Origin of the sequence: Halopseudomonas sp., from assembly GCF_041579695.1 — a bacterium.
In the GTDB taxonomy this organism is placed as follows: domain Bacteria; phylum Pseudomonadota; class Gammaproteobacteria; order Pseudomonadales; family Pseudomonadaceae; genus Halopseudomonas.
On record NZ_JBFGFI010000065.1, the window covers coordinates 1 to 17642 of the forward strand.

The following is a 17642-nucleotide window of genomic DNA, read 5'->3' on the forward strand; positions in this document are numbered from 1 at the left end:
AGAACAGCTTGGTATTCGGAATAGTCGACTCGTCGACGTCATCCATATAGCGCGGATAAGCCACTTCGTCCTGCAGCTTGATGAGGGTATAGGAGCCATTTGTCTGCGGCATCGCCTGCATATACCAGCGCTTGGCGTTCAGAGCGTAGCGGGTATTGTGGTTCCAGACGACTTCGACGCCCGATTTTGGGATCGGGAAAGCAAAAAATTTGTGCGGGAAATTGTCGAGACCATCCCCTCCATTGACCAGCTTGGCCTGACCCGCCGAGTTCTTGACCTCATCATAGAGTTCCTGGGGGTAACCGACCGTACGATGAGACTGATAAACAGGCATCTGGAAGGTTTCAGGATAACGCTCGAACATCGCAACGTGGCCGGGCGTGAGATTATCGCGATACTGCTGATAATTTTGTGCGGTGATCACAAACAACGGCTGCTCATCGGCGAACGGATCCGAGGAAAAGTTATCTGGCAACTTTTTGCCAGCTTCCGGACCGATGCCGCCGGTCCACTCGGGAATGGTACCCGCAGCATTACCAGCTCGCTCGGCGCCGATCGGAGTCAGCTCGTTACCGCCGAGCATGTTGATTTCTTCCTGCGTCAGGCTCTGCGCCATGACGCCGGTTGCCAGGAGGCTCAAGGCCAATCCGCCGGCACCCAATAGAGTTTTTTGCATATGCATCATTATTTTATCTCTCCAGTTGCCAGTCTTAGAAGTTCACGCCAACACTGACGGCGGCAAAGTCGCGGTCGATGCTAGTGTTGTAATCACCACCGAAGAAGTTGGTGTAGCTCAAGCTGGCGTTGTACTTGTTGCCATAATCCGCATTCAGTGCCAAACCGATCGACTTCGCATCCTCGTTGAAGTTCGGACCATAGCCATGCACGTCATGTGACCAGGCAACTGTCGGAGTCAGGTTGATACCCGCGAAGACGTTGGTGTAGTTCAGTGCCGCACGAACACGGTAGCCAGTGGACCAGCTGGTGAAGAAACCTTCGTCTTCACACCAGGACGCTGCGTTCGCAGAAGCGCCGGGCTCAGTGGGTGGAATGCCGCTTTGAGACGAACATGCACCTGCGGTAGTACCCGGGCCATCCTTGGAGTCATCGGTACCCCACTGGCTTTGACCGAACAGGGAATCACGGCCGTACTTGGTTTCACCCTTGCCGCCGATACCGCTGATGTAGTTGACACCTGCCTCACCGACCAATGCCAGACGACTTGCGCCCAGTACTCGCTCGATAAAGTAGATACCAGTCATCTGCGCCTGGAAGAACTCCTTGCGATCATAACCCTTGATGACATCACCATCCGATACCCGCAGACCACGGTGAGTGTTGTCCTGGCCAGTGCCGCTGTTTACCAGCGCTGTACGGCTCATGTCGGAAGTATTGATACCGACCGGCATGTTGGGACGGTAGCTGAACTCACCACCCAGCGACACACCAGCCACCTGGGTAGCAAAGCTTACGCCGTACAGACGGATGTCTTCAGGGTAGGTGAAGAAGTAACCTGCACCACCGTTCGATCCATCGATGCCTCGAACCGTACCTGTACCACCCGCAAACACACTGCCTGCCACGTTCATGTAGTTCGGCAGTCGGCTGTGGTAGTTCATGGCATAGAAGCCAAATTCGGTATCGTTCAGTTCAGCTGCGTAGTAGCGGAAGGCTACACCGTACTGGCCATCATCAGAGGCGTCCTCGTCCTTGCGCTCACGGACGATATAACGGGCAATACCGTTACCCAGGGTAAGCGACGGATCTCCCTGCGGTGCGTCCGAGCCGGCAACGACCAGACGATCGTTACAACCCTTGGCCAATACGTCTGAGCCAGCAAAGAAGGTGCCGCAGTTATCCAGGATAAAGGGCTCCCATCTCAGCTGATAGAAGGCTTCCATGGTCAGGTTGTCGGTCAAACCCTGGGAGAAATACAGCATCTCGACCGGCATCAGACCTTCCTTGATCTCGGCACCGGGACGGCGGAAGGCGGCGACGTCAATCGGGTTGATCGAGTTGATCGAGTTCTGGATGAAGGTACTTTCACCCCAGCTGACTACCTGACGACCCAGGCGAACGTTGCCGGGCTTATCGCCGATGGTGTAATTGTGGTAAACGAAGGCATCCAGCAATTCAACGCCGGCACCTTTCTGCAGGGGCTCGCGGCCGTCATCGCTGATGTCGTAGAAATCCTGGCTACCGTCTTTGGTTTCAAAGTCGTACCAGTATTTGCCACGGAAGAAAGCGCCCGAGTCACCATATTGAAGCTGCAGATCGTGGGAGCCCTTGAAGATCTTGGAGAACGCGTCGCCACTCGAGTAGTTCAAGCGACCATCGTCGGAGGTACGGGCCAATGCCTTACCGCCCTGATCAACACCATTGACGGAGGTATCGAAGTGGATGAAGTCCTTCTCTGCATCAGCTGTCGATACGCTCATGCCAAGAGAGAGTTCGGAATCGAAAGTGCCCCGCACTTCACCCAGATTGAAGGTTACTGCACTTGCTGAACCTGAGAAGCTGGCCAGACCGATTGCCAGGGGCAATGCTGCGAGCGACCAAGCATGCATTTTTTTTGTCATTGTGCTGCTCCGTTAGATTGGATCATGGATGCCAGCCCGCCATGGAGGGCGTCTGGCATCGGAGACAAGTCTGTCACGGAGAATGATTTTGATTTGTCCGAAAAGGACTAATTAATGGCCCCGAAGGGACATTCACTTGATGAATGGCCGTTCTTCAGGCCTCGCAATTATCTGTTCCATTCTTTTGCATAATAAGCAGACTTGGCTTATGTTGAAGCAGTAATGACTTAGGTTGAGACAAAAAATACAAGAATAAGCCAAGAGATTTCTTACCTATGGACCATAAATTCCATCCCCTGCCCTGTGCGCGGCTGCAGGAAAGAGCTTTTTGGGCTCAGGGCATCGGCCAGACGCTGACAACGGAATACGGCAAGTCCGTAGCGGACCTGCCGGAGGATTTGCAGCAATACTTCCAGACGGTCGATCTCAGCGCGGTCCAGATTAGCCAGACAGACATGAACAGGCTCTGGCATGCCGCAGCAACACTGGCTCAGGATGACTGCTTCGGGCTGCGGATGGGGCAAACCTACCGCTCTAACACCCTTAAGGTACTTGGACTGGCGGCAGTCTCGAGCGCCTCCGTTGGCGAAGCCGTACAAAGGGTCATTCGTTTCTTCTCGGTTTTCAGTACTCAGGTACAGCTGTATTCGGTCGAGGATGACCAGCATCTGACAGTCTATTTCCAGCCCCGCGGGACCCCGCATCCAATGCACATGGAAGCACTGCTGTCCCATTGTCACCAACTGTGGAAAGCTGTGGAGCCTGCTACAAGCTCGATAGTACTTGAAACTCGCCTGATCGGTGAACACGAGAATACCCGCACCAAGTGCGAAGATATCTTTGGCAAGCGTATCCGGCCAGGCAGCAAGCGTATTGCGGTCAAGCTCAACCGGCACATGATGAACACGCCGCTTCCGGCTGCCGAAGAATTTCTGGTCAAACGCCTGGATGCGACACTTGAGGACATGCTCAGCGCCGTACCCAACATCGATTTTGCTGAACAGGTTAAGCAGCGTATACGCGCGCTGGTGGCAGAGCGTGAGGTATCGGAAGACCTGGTCGCCACTCCCTTCAACATGAGTCCGCGGCATCTGCGCCGCAAGCTCAGTGAGACCCAGACAACATACGAGAAGTTGCTGGATGAAGTGCGCATGGAGCTGGCGATTCGCCTGATCCAGGACGGCAAGCTGAACCTGGGCCGGATCGCGTTTGAGCTCGGCTTTCTGGACCCCAGCAGTTTCACCCGCGCCTTCCGCCGCTGGACCGGCATGAGCCCCACTGCATTCCGCGGCCAGTCCCGCCAGAGCGGCACAGCCAGCGCCTGAGAACGAATGGGCGCCGGGCGCCCTTCTCTCACCCTGTAACCCAAATTCAAAATGGTTTCCCGCGTTTCCGGGAATGACGGGAGTGAATTGTCATCCTCGCGAACGCGGGGATCCACTTTTTGGGTATAACACAGCGGGCTTGAGCACTGTTGGCGCGGGATTATGCTCTCCAGACCAAATTCAAAATGATTTCCCGCGTTACCGGGAATGACGGGGATGGGTTGTCATCCTCGCGGACGCGGGGATCCATTTTTTGGCTATAACACAGCGGGCTTGAGCATTGTTGGCGCGGGATTATGCTCTCCAGATCAAATTCAAAATGGGTTCCCGCGTTCGCGGGAATGACGGGAGTGGGTTGTCATCCTCGCGAACGCGGGGATCCATTTTTTGGGTGTAAAACCGCAGGGGTAGGCATTTTATTTGTTGAAACGCAGACAAAAAAAGGGAGCCCGAGGGCTCCCTTTCTTATTGCCCGAAGGCGACCAGCTTAGCGGATACCCGAGGAGCGCAGGGCTGCCGGGGTGAACTGGTTGTAGCTGGGCTTGAAGTCGTACTGCGGTGCAGAGACTTCTTCGGTGTACATGCCCAGGGCGATGTAGCGACCTGCCAGCAGGTCATACAGGGTCTCGATGGAGTAGCCTGGGATCTTCTCTTTGTAGTTGAAGGCAATGTGACCTTCACCTACGCGCCAGAGAGTACCGCGACCGTCGTAGTGATCGGCCAGGTTGATCTGCCAGGAATCCTCGTCCATAAAGAAGTTACGCTGTGCATAAATGTGGCGCTGACCTGCCTTCACGTTACCCTGAACTTCCCACACACGGTGCAGCTCGAAGCGGGTGTGTTCGGGGTTGATGTGACCGGCTTTCAGCACGTCGTCATACTTCACTTCGCGCTGGGTCATCTTGTAGCTGTTGTACGGTACGTAGATTTCCTTCTTGCCAATCATCTTCCAGTCATAACGGTCAGGTGCACCGTTGTACATGGCGAAGTTGTCGGAAGTACGCATACCGTCCGAAGCAGTACCCGGGCCGTCATAGGCAACCTGAGGAGCGCGACGTACGCGACGCTGGCCAGCGTTGTAAACCCACGCCATGCGTGGCTCTTTCAGCTGATCCAGGGTGTCGTGTACCAGCAGTACGTTACCGGCCAGACGTGAAGGCGCATTCACACGCTGCTTGAAGAACAGCAAGGTGTTAGGAATGGTCGACTCGTCGACGTCATCCATCAGCTGCGGGTAACCCACTTCCTCTTCGAGCTTGATGAGGGTGTAGGAACCGTTGGTCTGCGGCATCGCCTGCATGTACCAGCGCTTGATGTTTACGCGGTAGCGAGTGTTGTGGTTCCAGACAACTTCAGCGCCCGACTTTGGAATCGGGAAGGCAAAGGTGCCATGGGAGAAGTTATCCAGACCATCGCCACCGTTAACCAGCTTGGCTTGACCAGCGGTCTGCTTGACCTGGTCATAAACAGCTTGCGGGTAGCCAACTGAACGATGCGACTGGTACACCGGCATCCGATAGGTCTCGGGATAGCGCTCGAACAGGGCGATCTGGCCAGGGGTAAGCTTCTCGCGATACTGGTCCATGTTCTGGGCAGTAATCACGAATTCAGGCTGCTCGTCGGCATAGGGGTTGGACTGGAAGTTATCGCCAACCATCTTGCCTGCGTCTGTACCCAGCCCACCAGTCCACTCGGGAATGGTGCCGGCAGCGTTACCAGCCTTTTCAGCGCCGATCGGAGTCAGGTTATTACCCAACTGGTTGATTTCGTCCTGCGTCAGGCTCTGGGCCATGACGCTGGTGGCCATCAGGCTTAAAGCCAGACCACCGGCACCCAATAGGGTTTTTTGCATCTGCATCATTATTTTTATCCTCAGTTGCCTGTCTTAGAAGTTCACGCTGACACTGGCGGATGCGAAGTCACGATCCACGTTGGTGTTGTACTTGCCGTCAAAGAAGTCGGTGTAGCTAAGGCTGGCGGTGTACTTGTTGCCGTAGTCCGCGTTCAGACCGACGTTAATCGCCTTGGCGTTCTCTGTAAAGTTAGGACCATAGCCTTCTACGTCATGGGAAAAGGTGACGTTCGGGCTTAGGTTGACCCCCAGGAACACGTTACTGTAGTCCAGGGACGCGCGCACGCGGTAACCCCAGGAATCGCTTGTGTAGAAACCGTCAGACTCACACCAGCTGTTGGCATACTTGGAGAACGGTGCGGCAGCCTGAGAGGCGCAGGAACCATTCGCAGTCGGGGCCTGACCGAACAGAGAATCACGACCGTAGAAAGTCGAACCATCGCTCAGGTCAATACCTTCGATGTGGTTGTAACCGACCTCACCGACCAGCGCCAGACGGCTAGCACCCAGTACGCGCTCAATAAAGTGAATGGCGGTCATCTGTGCCTGATATACACCAGCCCGGTCATAGCCCTGGATATACTCACCGTTGGTGTAAACGGTATCATTGCGACCGATAGCCGCGCCGCTTCCAGTCAAACCTGCGAGGCTCATACTGCCGGTGGTGATCTGCAAAGGCATGTTCGGACGGTAGCTCACTTCACCACTGACAGCAGTACCTGCGATGTTTGTGGCAAAGCTGACGCCATACAGACGGATATCTTCTGGGTATTCGAAGAAATAGCCTGCACCACCCGACAATCCACCCAGACCAGTGTTGGGGTTATTGTTGGCAACCAGCGGAGTGAAGGGGCCCTGGATGTTGCTGTAGAACGGAGCGCGACTGTGGTAGTTCATGGCATAGAAGCCGAACTCGGTGTCATTCAGCTGAGCCGCATAATAACGGAACGCTACGCCGAACTGACCGTCATCACTGGCGTCCCGATCTTTCTCTGCACGAACGATAATACGACCGTTCAGCGTTGGATCGCCTTGCGGAGAATCAGCACCACTGAAGACCAGGCGATCAACGCAACCGGTAGCAAGGGTGTCTGCGCCGAAGAATGTTCCGCAGTTATCGATGGCAAAGGGTTCCCAGCGCAGCTGATAGAACGCTTCCATGGAGAGGTTGTCGGTCAGACCCTGAGACACGTACAGCATCTCAACGGGCAGCAGACCTTCCTTGATCTCTGCGCCTGGGCGACGGAAAGCAGCGACGTCTACGGGGTTGATCGAATTGATGGAATTCTGGATGAAGGTACTTTCACCCCAGCTGACAACCTGACGACCCAAACGAACGTTGCCGGGGTTCTCGCCGATGGTGTAGTTGTGGTAAACGAACGCATCAAGCAACGCAGCGCCTGCGCCTTTGACCAACGGTGGACGACCATCATCTTCTACATCATAGAAACGCTGACTTCCGTCTTTAATTTCAGCGTCATACCAGTACTTGCCGCGCAGAAACGCGCCAGAGTCACCATAGGTGAACTGGAGATCATGCACGCCACGGAAAATCTTGGAGAAAAAATCACCGGACTCGTAGTTCTGACGGCCATCGTCAGACGTACGCGCTACCGCTTGACCATTCTGACCTGGGGTTTGAAAGTGGATGAAACGTCTGTCAGCGTCGGTAGTCGACATGCTGGCGCCAATGGAGAGTTGCGAGTCGAACTGACCGCGCACTTCGCCCACGTTGAAAGTAACTGCATTAGCTGAACCGGTAAAACTGGCCAGACCGATTGCCAATGGCAAGGCCGCGAGCGACCAAGCATGCATTTTTTTTGTCATTGTGCTGCTCCGTTTGGGTGACATGAACCTGTGTATCTGAAGACACGTTCAGGACAGCGGCAGTCTGGCATGCACTCCCCGTCTAAGACTTGCCCCTGCTGGCCAATTTAATTGACCCTGCCGGCCATTCAGCTAATGAATCCGAATTAAATTCGTGCTTTCATACGCGCGGAATGGATGCCGCGAAATTCTGCCCATTACTTGTTAAGCCAGCAACCCGGATCACACAGAAACCCGCCTGGCACGGGTGTTTCGAAAGGTAACATCTGATATAAAGATGCCCACTCGCTGCTCGCCACCCTATATATGTAGGCCTCACCCATTTGGGTTAGCAGACGCAAACCCTGATTTGTGAAGTCGCAGTCTTAAATTCCGCCTAGCGAAATAAGGTTCCGTGCAGGCATCAGTTTATCCGAAGGATCGAATAATGCTGGACACCGTGAATTCAATAGCAGGCACCCGGACAGGCGAGCGCGCTCTATGGGTACCGCTGATCGATCAGGCGCTGCGCCAGTATGAACACTCACTTGCTGATTCAAGTGTGGTGCAGAGCCTGTTCGGCGGCATGCCGCCCTCCTCGGGCTTTATCGATCAGGCGTCCTGTTCCCTGTTGTGGACCGAGGCTGTTCAGTTGGCGGAAGATCCGCTTTTCGGCATGCGTATCCATCGTCTGTTCAGCCCGACGTCGCTCAGTGCGATCGCGCTGATAGGCCAGGCCAGTCAGAACCTCGGCGCGGCGCTGAATAACCTGATCCGATTCTTTCCAATTGCCAGCACCCAGATAAAGCTGGAAACCCGCCAGACGGAAGGCACCCTGCTGATCCTGCTAAAAAGTCAGGGCGAACCGCACCAACAGCATATCGAGGCACTGGTTGGTTATCTGTGCCGCCTGTTGCATCAGCTCGACCAGGACAATGTGGGGCTTTTGAAGGGTGTGGCGCTGGCCCGTAGCGACGCTGGCGAGCTGGAGCTGTGCGCGCGCCTGCTTGGCTGCCCGGTGACTGCCAGCAATGAAGGCTGTTATTTGATGCTGGATGAAGACCTGCTAACCAAGCCGCTGGCCAGTGCAGATCCCTTCCTGTTGCCGCGATTTGTCGAGGCAATGGAGGAGCTACTGGCGAACATGCCCAGCAACGATCTTGTCGAGCAGGTAAAGCGGAGGATTCAGGTGCTGCTCGGCTCCGGCGATATGTCCGAAGAGCGGGTTGCCGTGCCGTTGAATATCAGCCCGCGCCATCTGCGGCGCAAGTTGAATGCGGAAGGCACATCCTATGAGCAGCTGGTGGACGAGGTGCGCAAGGAAGGCGCAATCCGGATGATCAGCCAGGGCCAGCTATCCCTGACCAGCATCGCCTATGAACTCGGCTTCCTCGACCCCAGCAGCTTTACCCGCGCCTTCCGGCGCTGGACTGGCATGAGTCCCACAGCTTTCAGGGCTCTGCAGCGCGGAGGCGATGCGCGCGAGTCCGCAGGCGGCTGATCCCATGCCGGATAACGGACTATTCCGGCTTGACGAATAACAGCGTCATCCGGTCGCTCTCGCCAATACCCATGTAATGGATTCGGTTCTCGTTGCCGCCGCGCAGGGTAGGCGGCAGGCTCCAGACGCCCTCGGGATGATCACGCATGTCCTGCGGATTCTGGTTGACCGCGCTGCGTGAGACCAGCTCGAATCCCGCTTCCAACGCCAGCTCAAGCACAAGATCCTCGGAGACGTAGCCGGTGCTGATCATTTCTTCCAGTTCCACGCCGGGGCGCGCGCGATGCTCGACCAACCCCATCATGCCGCCGGGCTTGAGTACGTCATACATCTTGGCAAACACGGTGCGGGTTTCATCCATACCGGCGGCGAGCCAGTTATGCACGTTGCGGAAGGTGACCACGCGATCTGCAGTACCCGCCTTGGCAATCGGATTCCCGGGATCGTAATCCAGGGTCGCCATCTCGACCACGTCATAAACGTCGCGGCGCTGCAGCATGCGTTCGTAGTCCTGGCGGGTATCGGTGAAGAAATCGACATCGGTGTCTTCAGGGAAATGTGCGGCGATCAGCTTGCCTTCTTCCTGCAACAGTGGAGCGAGAATCTCGGTGTACCAGCCCTGTCCGGGCCAGATCTCGACTACCATGTGATCCCCACGAATACCGAAGAACTCCAGAGTCTGCTGCGGATTGCGATGGGCATCGCGCATGATATTGGATATGGAACGGGTGGTGCTGCCTACCGCATCGCGAATCGCTGAGGTGTCCTCAAAATCCAGCACCGGCGCCTGGTTGGTCGACAACTGCACGGAAGTCGTTCCGGTGGTCTGGGCCGCTGCCGAAACACTGGCCGAGATGCCAAGCACGCAAACAGCACCTAGTAATAGATGGCGCATTTTTATCTCCTGACTGATCGCTTGTTGCCAATACCCTAACAGTTGGATACATAAGGTTCATGTTTGCCATGGGTTTTTTGCTACCAAGCTGTAACAATCGACGAATACTCAACTCAAACTTGCATTAATACCGGATATTCGCCCGGTCATTCGATGGCAACTTAAAAAAAAGGAGCCCACAGTGCGCGACACACTACCGCTTTTGGACAATCTGTCGTTCCCGGCGATTGCCCGGTCGGGCCTGCAGACGCTTCAGGTCAACCTGACCTATACCTGCAACCAGCGCTGCCTGCATTGCCACGTGAACGCCGGTCCGACTCGCACCGAGGCGATGAGCGATCAGGTGCTGGCTACCCTGTATGACGTCATCGATGCCCATTCGGTTCAGATACTCGACCTTACCGGCGGTGCGCCGGAGATGCATCCGCGTTTTCGCGAGATAGTCGCCCACGCCCGTCGCGAGGGTCTGCAGGTGATTGACCGCTGCAACCTGACCATTCTGACTGAGCCAGGCTATGAGGGGCTGGCCGAGTTTCTGGCCGAGCAGCAGGTCATTGTCTCTGCATCGCTGCCCTGTTACTCGCGCGACAACGTCGACAAGCAACGGGGGGATGGCGTGTTCGAGCGCAGCATCCAGGGTCTGCAGATGCTTAACAAACTGGGCTATGGCCAGCCTGGCAGCGAGTTGCAGCTGAACCTGGTGTTCAACCCCCAGGGCCCTTCGCTGCCGCCACCCCAGGCCGCGCTGGAGGCTGACTATAAGAGCCACCTGGCCGAAGATTTCGGCATTGTGTTCGACCAGCTACACACCATCACCAACCAGCCCATAGCGCGCTTTGGCAGCACGCTCGTCAGCAAAGGCCAGTTCAATGACTATATGCAGCTGCTGCGCGATAACTTCAGCGAGCACAACATGGAATCGCTGATGTGCCGCTCGATGGTCAGCGTGGACTGGCAGGGGTATCTGTATGACTGCGACTTCAACCAGATGCTCGACTTGCCAATGAACCTGCTCGCGCGGGACCGCAGTCACCTGAGTGACTTGCTGGGCAACGATGTGAAAAACAACCCCATCGTTACCCGCGACCACTGCTTCGCCTGCACCGCCGGTCAAGGATCAAGCTGCGGCGGCGCGTTGGGCTGAGGTTTTTGGTGGGAGCGCGCCTCGCCGCGAAACTACGCATCATGTGATAACAACTTAACGACGGAAGCAGCATGCAACTGACCAGCTGGGTAGGGATTTTCTTCTGGGGTTTTCTGTTGGTGTACGGAGCGATGATGTACTGGCTCTCGCCGCGCACGGTGACCATCGGCGGCTTCTTCAATGGTGAAGACAGCGCCGGACGCAAGGCGTCTCCTTTTCTGCTGACCACCAGCATCTTTATCAGCTGGATCTTCGCCAAGTCGGTCACCAACGCGGCCAACCTGGGCGCCGAGTTCGGGCTGGTTGGCGGCCTGGCCTATGCCACCTACTGGCTCTCAATCCCCCTCTGTGGCCTGGTCATTTATCGCCTGCGCCGGCATTTCGGCGCGACCGGCATGGTCCAGTTTCTTACCTCTCACTACGGCCGCGCCGCTGCGCTGGCGTTTACCGCTGCCATACTGATACGCCTGTTCAACGAGGTGTGGAGCAATACCGCGGTGGTTGGCGGTTACTACGGTGAAAGCGGCAGTATCGAATTTATCGGCGCGGCACTGCTGTTCACCGGCGTCACCCTGGCCTACAGCCTGCGCGGCGGCCTGCGCAGTTCGATTCTGACCGATGCGGCGCAGGCGGCGATTTTCGTGGTGGCGCTGGTGGCCGTGCTGGGTCTGGTGCTGCCGCAACACTCCCCCGCCGAACTGGCCAGCACCAGCAACTGGGCATTGAACGCCGGCGTGGACCTGCTGCTGGTCGCCTGTCTGCAGCTGGTCAGCTATCCCTTCCATGACCCGGTACTCACCGACCGCGGCTTTATCAGCGAAGAAAAAGGCATGCTCAAGGCATTCGGCGTGGCCGGCGTGCTGGGCTTTTTTGCGATTCTGGCCTTCAGCCTGATTGGCGTACATGCGGATCTGGTGGGCGTAGCAGCGTCGGGCAATGTACCCGCCGAGCTGGCGAGAACGCTGGGACTGGCCGCGCTGGTGGTGATGACCATCGTGATGATCTCTGCTGCCGGCTCGACCCTGGATTCAACCTTCTCCAGCCTGGCCAAACTGGTCGGCCGAGAACTGCCGGCGCTGGCTGGCAAGGATCTGGGCCGCAAGGCGCTGGGTGTCGGCATGAGCACCATGGTGCTGTTCGCGCTATTCGGTAACCTGCCGATGCTCGCCGGCACCGACATCCTCAAGGCCACCACCATCAGCGGGACCATGGTGATGGGACTGGCGCCGGTGTTTGTGCTGCACGGCTTAGTCGCACCGACCCGTGCCGGCTTTCACCTGAGCTTCTGGACCGGCCTGGGCCTGGGCATTGCGCTCACGCTGGGCTGGATACCCGCAGGCTGGGCGATCGGCGATGGCAAATATGCGTTGCTGCTGGGGACCAACCTGTATGGTTTGCTGCTGTGCACCGCGCTGTATCTGCTCCCCGGCTGGCTGCTGCGCCCGACCACCCGGAGCGTCGCATGACCGCCGGCCGTTCCTGCCCGCTGGATTACCATCTGCCGGCCGACAGTTTCGCCGGTGAGCCGCTGTTCGAGTGCCAGACGCTGTATGTGGTAGGCGGCCTGTACGGTAATCGCCAGGCACTCGCCGCACTGGAAAAACGCCTGGCGGCGGAGCCTGGAGCACGGGCGGTTTTCAACGGCGATATGCACTGGTTCGATGTAGATCCGGCAGTGTTTGCCGAGATCGAAACCCGCCTGCAGCCGCATACCCTGCTCCGCGGCAACGTCGAAACCGAGCTCGCCCGCCCGGACGATAGCGCCGCGGGTTGTGGCTGCGCCTACCCCGACGAGGTGGACGACGATACCGTCCAGCGTTCCAACCAGATTCACGCCCGGCTCTGTGACACCGCCCACCAGCTATCGGGTATGGCAACAAGGCTGGCTGCCCGCCCCGCCACCGCGCTGGTCAGCGTGGCCGGCAAACGCATCGCGATAACCCATGGCGACGAGAGTTCACTGGCCGGCTGGCACTGCGCACGGACGGCGCTGGGCGATCCCGCACGCCAGCAGGCGCTACAGGCGTGGGCCAGGCAAAACCGCATCGATGTTCTGGCCACCAGCCATACCTGCGCTCCGGCCGCCCTCGCTGTGCCGGAGCTTGCCGTTATAAACAATGGCGCAGCCGGGATGCCCAATTTCAACAACGGGCGTTATGGCCTGGTTAGCCGGATCGCCACGCGCGCGCATCCCTCGGCAGTATATCGGGCAGAGCTCGATGGTCTGGTGGTGGAAGCTATCGCGCTGAACTACCAGCACGACGCTTTTCTGCAGGAATTTGACCGGCAATGGCCCGCGGGCAGCCCGGCAGCACTCTCGTATCGGGACAGGTTGCTGAAGGGCACCGATGACGCCCCGGCCGCTGCGATGCTCGGCGGCTTCAGCCTGGGGCTGACGTTGTGCGCAATGACGGCGCTGGATTGATCGGTCGGTATGGGCCTTGGCTAGGTCTTGTCTGGCCCAGGGGTGTGGCTGACCACGTCCTGGTATATCTGTTCGGCGGCCTGTTTCAACGCCTGCGCCTGCTCAAGCGTCATGCTGGTCATGCAGAACAGCTGCAACGGAATCTCGCTGGCCTGCTCGCGCATCGCTTCCCCGACAGGCGTAAGCACGATCAACCATTGGCGTTCGTCGGTAACGCCCTTGCGCCGCTGGATCAGCTCTTTCTGTTCGAGGCGTTTGAGGATCGGCGTCAGGGTACCGGCATCCAGTCGCGTATCCTCGACCAGTTGCTTGATCGGCACCGCATCGTGCTCCCAGAGCGCGAGCATCACCAGGTACTGCGGATAGGTCAGGCCGAGGGGTTCGAGCAGTGGCCGATACGCCCGGACCATGGCATTGCTGGCACTGTAGAGCGAATGGCACAGCTGATTGCGTAACAACATGCGGCTGCTTGCATCAGATGGAGGAGTTGCATCGGGTGAGTCGGGCATCAGAAGCCTCGGACGTTGGATCAAAGGATTTATTTTGCGCACAAGGTATTGACCCGTCAATAGCTGTCGCTTATTGTTTTGCGCACAAGATAGTTTATCTCAAGCTAATCAGGGACGACCCCCAATGAAAATACTGTTGATCATCACCTTCGTAATACTCGCTCTGATTGCTGCCGGTTTTGGCTATATCTACTGGCAGAACAGCCAGACACCCGCGCTGGGCCATACTGCCGGGCAATTCGAACCCTTGAGCGGCAACCCCAACGGGGTTTCCACGCAGACCGATGATGCCGAAGCAGTGGTCGATCCATGGCCGTTCAAGGAAGACCGGGCAGCGACAATGCAGGCAATCAAGAACGCGGTTGCAGCTTACGATGGAGCGGAGATCGTGGAGGAGAACGAGGATTACCTTCGGGTGCTGTTCACCACACGCAAAATGCGCTTCCGGGACGATGCCGAGTTCTATCTGGATAGCGATGCCCGCCAGGTGCACTTTCGTTCGCAAAGCCGCGCCGGCAAGTCCGATCTGGGGCTCAATCGCCAGCGCCATGAAAAGCTGACCGAGCTGTACGTTCGCTAGAGTCAATTGTTCACAGGCGCGGCTGAAATCATCCGCTGCGCAGGACGCCATTTATTGTCAGAGTCTGGAGTACCCGTAACATGAAAACCGGCAAGATCATTGTGCTACTCGTCATCGCCGCGTTGGTTGCGGGTTTCTTTCTGTTCGATCTGAACCAGTACTTCAGCCTTGAGGAAATCAAGGCACGGCAGGACATGCTCAACGCCCGAGTGAGCGCTAATCCCTGGCTGGCAGGCGGCATATTCTTTACTATCTATGTGGTGGTCACGGCGTTGTCGTTGCCTGGTGCCGCATTGATGACGCTGCTGGGCGGCGCGCTGTTCGGCATCGGCTGGGGCCTGCTGATCGTCTCCTTCGCTTCGACGCTGGGCGCCACGCTGGCGATGCTGATCAGCCGTTTTCTGCTGCGTGACTGGGTCCAGCAGCGCTTCGGCAACCGGCTCAAGCCGATCAACCGGGGGATGGAGCGCGAGGGGGCTTTTTATCTTTTCGCGTTGCGCCTGGTACCGGCATTCCCGTTTTTCCTGATCAACCTGGCCATGGGCCTGATGCGGATCAAGGCCAGCACCTACTGGGTGGTCAGCCAGATCGGCATGCTCCCGGGCACGCTGGTGTATGTGAATGCCGGCCGCCAACTGGGCGAGCTGGAATCACTGGGGGGCATCCTCTCGGCTGACCTGATCGGCGCCTTCGTGCTGCTGGGTCTGTTCCCACTGATTTCGCGCAAGATTCTGGATTTCATTAAGGCGCGCCGGGTCTACAAGGGCTGGAACAAGCCCTCGAGTTTTGACCGCAATCTGGTGGTCATCGGTGCCGGCAGTGGTGGACTGGTCAGCGCCTACATTGGCGCCGCGGTGAAGGCCAATGTCAGTCTGATCGAAAAGCATGCGATGGGTGGTGACTGCCTGAACACCGGCTGCGTGCCCTCCAAGGCGCTGATACGCTCGGCGAAGCTTGCCGCCGAGGTCAACCGGGCCCATGCCCTGGGTTACGACGAAGCCAGCGCAAAGGTGAATTTCGCCCGTGTGATGAGTCGTATCCAGCGGGTGATCGGCGATATCGAGCCGCATGACTCGGTAGAGCGTTATACCGATCTGGGCGTCGAAGTGCATAAGGGTGCAGCGACGATCAAATCCCCCTGGGAAGTCGAAGTGAACGGCCAGACCCTGACCACCCGCAACATCATCATCGCCGCCGGCGCGCGCCCGTTCATGCCGCCGATTCCGGGGCTGGAGAATGCCAACGCGTACAATTCCGACACCATCTGGGGTCTGCGCGAGCAGCCCAAGCGCCTGCTGATTCTCGGCGGCGGACCGATCGGCTGCGAGCTGTCCCAGGCCTTCCAGCGTCTGGGGAGCCAGGTGATCCAAGTGGAGCGGGACGAGCGGATCTTGTCCAAGGAAGACCCCGATGCTGCAGAGCTGGTGATGAAGACCCTGAGCGAAGAAGGCGTGGATCTGCGACTCAGACACGACGCCACCCGCTTCGAGAAAGTCGATGGCCAGGATCAATTGATCGCCCACAACCTGGAAACCGACGAAGAGATCACCATTCCCTTTGATGCCGTGCTGGTCGCGGTCGGCCGCAAGGCCAATACCGAGGGGTACGGTATCGAGAAACTGGACCTGCTCAAGCGGGAAAACGGCACACTGGATACCAACGAGTTTCTGGCGACGCGTTATCCCAATATCTATGCCGTGGGCGATGTAACCGGGCCCTATCAGTTCACCCACGTATCGGCACACCAGGCATGGTATGCAGCGGTGAACGCGCTCTTTGGTACATTCAAGCGCTTCAAGGTGGACTACCGCGTCATCCCACGCGTCACCTTCACCGACCCCGAAGTAGCCACCGTGGGGCTGACAGAAGATGATGCGAAGCAGCAGGATGTTAAGTACGAGGTGACGCGCTACGGCATCGACGACCTGGACCGCGCCATCGCCGACCAGGCCGCCGAAGGGTACGTGAAGGTACTCACCGTTCCGGGCAAGGACACCATTCTGGGCGTGACCATTGTCGGCGCCCATGGCGGCGAGTTGCTTGCCGAATATATTCTGGCGATGAAGTACAAACTGGGCCTGAACAAGATCCTCGGCACCATCCACACCTACCCGACGATGTCCGAAGCCAACAAATTCGCCGCCGGCGAATGGAAACGCGCCCACGCACCCGAGAAACTGCTGCAATGGGTAGCTCGCTTCCACCGCTGGCGGCTGGGTAGCTGAATGCCCTGGCTGTCGGTGGTCATGCCGGTGCGCAATGAGGCCGCCGGCATTGTGCAGGCGCTGGCGCCGCTGCAAGGACTGCGCGGGCAGATCGAGATCATTGTGGTGGATGGCAGGAGTGCGGACGGCACCGTCGAGCTGGCGGGTCCATTGGCGGATCAGGTGATTGAATCTGCACCGGGGCGGGCGCGGCAGATGAATGCCGGGGCGGCGTTGGCCAGCGGTGAAGTGCTGTTGTTTCTGCACGCGGATACGCACTTGCCTGATGGGTTTGAGGGGATGATCAGGTCCGCCATTCCCGCGACACACAACGTCACTCCCGCCTCCCACGCTGTCATTCCCGCCTCCCACGCCGTCATTCCCGCGAAGGCGGGAATCCATTTTGACCTTCAGCCGACACCGAGCCCCGAACAGGACTCCTCAGCCTACCTGAACCCGACAATGGATCCCCGCGTTCGCGAGGATGACGGCAGGGAGGAATCCGTCATTCCCGCGAAGGCGGGAATCCATTCTGACCTTCAGCCAACACCGAGCCCCGAACAGGGCTCCTCCGCCCACCTAAACCCGACAATGGATCCCCGCGTTCGCGAGGATGACGGTAGGGAGGAATCCGTCATTCCCGCGGAGGCGGGAATCCATTCTGGCCTTCAGCCAACACCGAGCCCCGAACGGGACTCTTCAGCCCACCTGAACCCGACAATGGATCCCCGCGTTCGCGAGGATGACGGTAGGGAGGAATCCGTCATTCCCGCGGAGGCGGGAATCCATTCTGATCCTCAGCCAACACCCGGCCCCGAACGG

Annotated in this window: 14 protein-coding genes; 8 read left to right on the top strand and 6 right to left on the bottom strand. The window is 57.9% G+C overall.

Translation table 11 applies throughout. The annotated features are described in order from the left end of the window. The coding region (locus tag ABYA88_RS11935; protein WP_373187534.1) for a DUF1329 domain-containing protein at positions 1 to 685 on the bottom strand (685 nt) is incomplete at its 3' end. Between the two features lie 25 nt (positions 686 to 710). Beyond that, complete coding sequence (locus ABYA88_RS11940; protein WP_373187536.1) at positions 711 to 2579, bottom strand: DUF1302 domain-containing protein; 1869 nt, start codon at positions 2577 to 2579, stop codon at positions 711 to 713. 275 nt (positions 2580 to 2854) lie between these two features. Here ABYA88_RS11940 and ABYA88_RS11945 point away from each other — a divergent pair, with 275 nt between their 5' ends. Continuing rightward, a complete protein-coding gene (locus ABYA88_RS11945; protein WP_373187537.1) occupies positions 2855 to 3904 on the top strand; it encodes a helix-turn-helix domain-containing protein in 1050 nt (349 codons plus the stop codon). Positions 3905 to 4391: 487 nt separating this feature from the next. Here the strand turns inward: ABYA88_RS11945 and ABYA88_RS11950 are convergent, their stop codons facing one another. Both ABYA88_RS11950 and ABYA88_RS11955 read right to left on the bottom strand, forming a co-directional pair. Then, on the bottom strand, positions 4392 to 5756 hold the full coding sequence (locus ABYA88_RS11950; RefSeq protein ID WP_373187549.1) for a DUF1329 domain-containing protein: 1365 nt from the start codon (positions 5754 to 5756) through the stop codon (positions 4392 to 4394). Positions 5757 to 5789: 33 nt separating this feature from the next. Next, positions 5790 to 7583, bottom strand: a complete 1794-nt coding sequence (locus tag ABYA88_RS11955; protein ID WP_373187538.1) for a DUF1302 domain-containing protein — start codon at positions 7581 to 7583, stop codon at positions 5790 to 5792. 427 nt (positions 7584 to 8010) lie between these two features. Here ABYA88_RS11955 and ABYA88_RS11960 point away from each other — a divergent pair, with 427 nt between their 5' ends. Continuing rightward, positions 8011 to 9063, top strand: a complete 1053-nt coding sequence (locus ABYA88_RS11960; RefSeq protein ID WP_373187539.1) for a helix-turn-helix domain-containing protein — start codon at positions 8011 to 8013, stop codon at positions 9061 to 9063. A 19-nt stretch (positions 9064 to 9082) separates the two neighbouring features. Here the strand turns inward: ABYA88_RS11960 and ABYA88_RS11965 are convergent, their stop codons facing one another. After that, the gene (locus ABYA88_RS11965) at positions 9083 to 9958 is read right to left on the bottom strand and encodes a class I SAM-dependent methyltransferase (protein ID WP_373187540.1); all 876 of its coding nucleotides are present in this window, start codon (positions 9956 to 9958) and stop codon (positions 9083 to 9085) included. Positions 9959 to 10139: 181 nt separating this feature from the next. Here ABYA88_RS11965 and arsS point away from each other — a divergent pair, with 181 nt between their 5' ends. The 3 genes from arsS (at position 10140) to ABYA88_RS11980 (ending at position 13527) form a co-directional block, all read left to right on the top strand. Continuing rightward, complete coding sequence (arsS, locus tag ABYA88_RS11970) at positions 10140 to 11102, top strand: arsenosugar biosynthesis radical SAM (seleno)protein ArsS (RefSeq protein ID WP_373187541.1); 963 nt, start codon at positions 10140 to 10142, stop codon at positions 11100 to 11102. Positions 11103 to 11173: 71 nt separating this feature from the next. Next, positions 11174 to 12568: a sodium:solute symporter gene (locus ABYA88_RS11975; RefSeq protein WP_373187542.1), complete on the top strand. Its 1395-nt coding sequence runs from the start codon at positions 11174 to 11176 to the stop codon at positions 12566 to 12568. Further along, positions 12565 to 13527, top strand: coding sequence for a hypothetical protein (locus tag ABYA88_RS11980; protein ID WP_373187544.1), 963 nt, complete (start codon positions 12565 to 12567; stop codon positions 13525 to 13527). Before ABYA88_RS11975 ends, ABYA88_RS11980 begins: the two co-directional genes overlap by 4 nt. 20 nt (positions 13528 to 13547) lie before the next feature. Here the strand turns inward: ABYA88_RS11980 and ABYA88_RS11985 are convergent, their stop codons facing one another. Beyond that, entirely contained in the window at positions 13548 to 13988 is a 441-nt protein-coding gene (locus tag ABYA88_RS11985) for a MarR family winged helix-turn-helix transcriptional regulator (protein ID WP_373187545.1), read from the bottom strand. Positions 13989 to 14160: 172 nt separating this feature from the next. Between ABYA88_RS11985 and ABYA88_RS11990 the strand changes: the two genes are divergently transcribed. The 3 genes from ABYA88_RS11990 to ABYA88_RS12000 all read left to right on the top strand — a co-directional run. Continuing rightward, positions 14161 to 14616, top strand: a complete 456-nt coding sequence (locus tag ABYA88_RS11990; RefSeq protein ID WP_373187546.1) for a DUF1499 domain-containing protein — start codon at positions 14161 to 14163, stop codon at positions 14614 to 14616. 80 nt (positions 14617 to 14696) lie between these two features. Beyond that, the gene (locus ABYA88_RS11995; RefSeq protein ID WP_373187547.1) at positions 14697 to 16841 is read left to right on the top strand and encodes an FAD-dependent oxidoreductase; all 2145 of its coding nucleotides are present in this window, start codon (positions 14697 to 14699) and stop codon (positions 16839 to 16841) included. Beyond that, positions 16842 to 17642: glycosyltransferase (locus ABYA88_RS12000; RefSeq protein WP_373187548.1), on the top strand; the 801-nt coding region annotated here is incomplete at its 3' end.

Excerpts from the sequence above, each read along its gene's own strand:
- ABYA88_RS11975 (WP_373187542.1), top strand. The coding sequence starts at position 11,174 with ATGCAACTGACCAGCTGGGTAGGGATTTTCTTCTGGGGTTTTCTGTTG.
- ABYA88_RS11960 (WP_373187539.1), top strand. The coding sequence starts at position 8,011 with ATGCTGGACACCGTGAATTCAATAGCAGGCACCCGGACAGGCGAGCGC.
- ABYA88_RS11955 (WP_373187538.1), bottom strand. The coding sequence starts at position 7,583 with ATGACAAAAAAAATGCATGCTTGGTCGCTCGCGGCCTTGCCATTGGCA.
- ABYA88_RS11950 (WP_373187549.1), bottom strand. The coding sequence starts at position 5,756 with ATGCAAAAAACCCTATTGGGTGCCGGTGGTCTGGCTTTAAGCCTGATG.
- ABYA88_RS11965 (WP_373187540.1), bottom strand. The coding sequence starts at position 9,958 with ATGCGCCATCTATTACTAGGTGCTGTTTGCGTGCTTGGCATCTCGGCC.
- ABYA88_RS11995 (WP_373187547.1), top strand. The coding sequence starts at position 14,697 with ATGAAAACCGGCAAGATCATTGTGCTACTCGTCATCGCCGCGTTGGTT.
- ABYA88_RS11985 (WP_373187545.1), bottom strand. The coding sequence starts at position 13,988 with ATGTTGTTACGCAATCAGCTGTGCCATTCGCTCTACAGTGCCAGCAAT.
- ABYA88_RS11940 (WP_373187536.1), bottom strand. The coding sequence starts at position 2,579 with ATGACAAAAAAAATGCATGCTTGGTCGCTCGCAGCATTGCCCCTGGCA.
- ABYA88_RS11980 (WP_373187544.1), top strand. The coding sequence starts at position 12,565 with ATGACCGCCGGCCGTTCCTGCCCGCTGGATTACCATCTGCCGGCCGAC.
- ABYA88_RS11990 (WP_373187546.1), top strand. The coding sequence starts at position 14,161 with ATGAAAATACTGTTGATCATCACCTTCGTAATACTCGCTCTGATTGCT.
- ABYA88_RS11945 (WP_373187537.1), top strand. The coding sequence starts at position 2,855 with ATGGACCATAAATTCCATCCCCTGCCCTGTGCGCGGCTGCAGGAAAGA.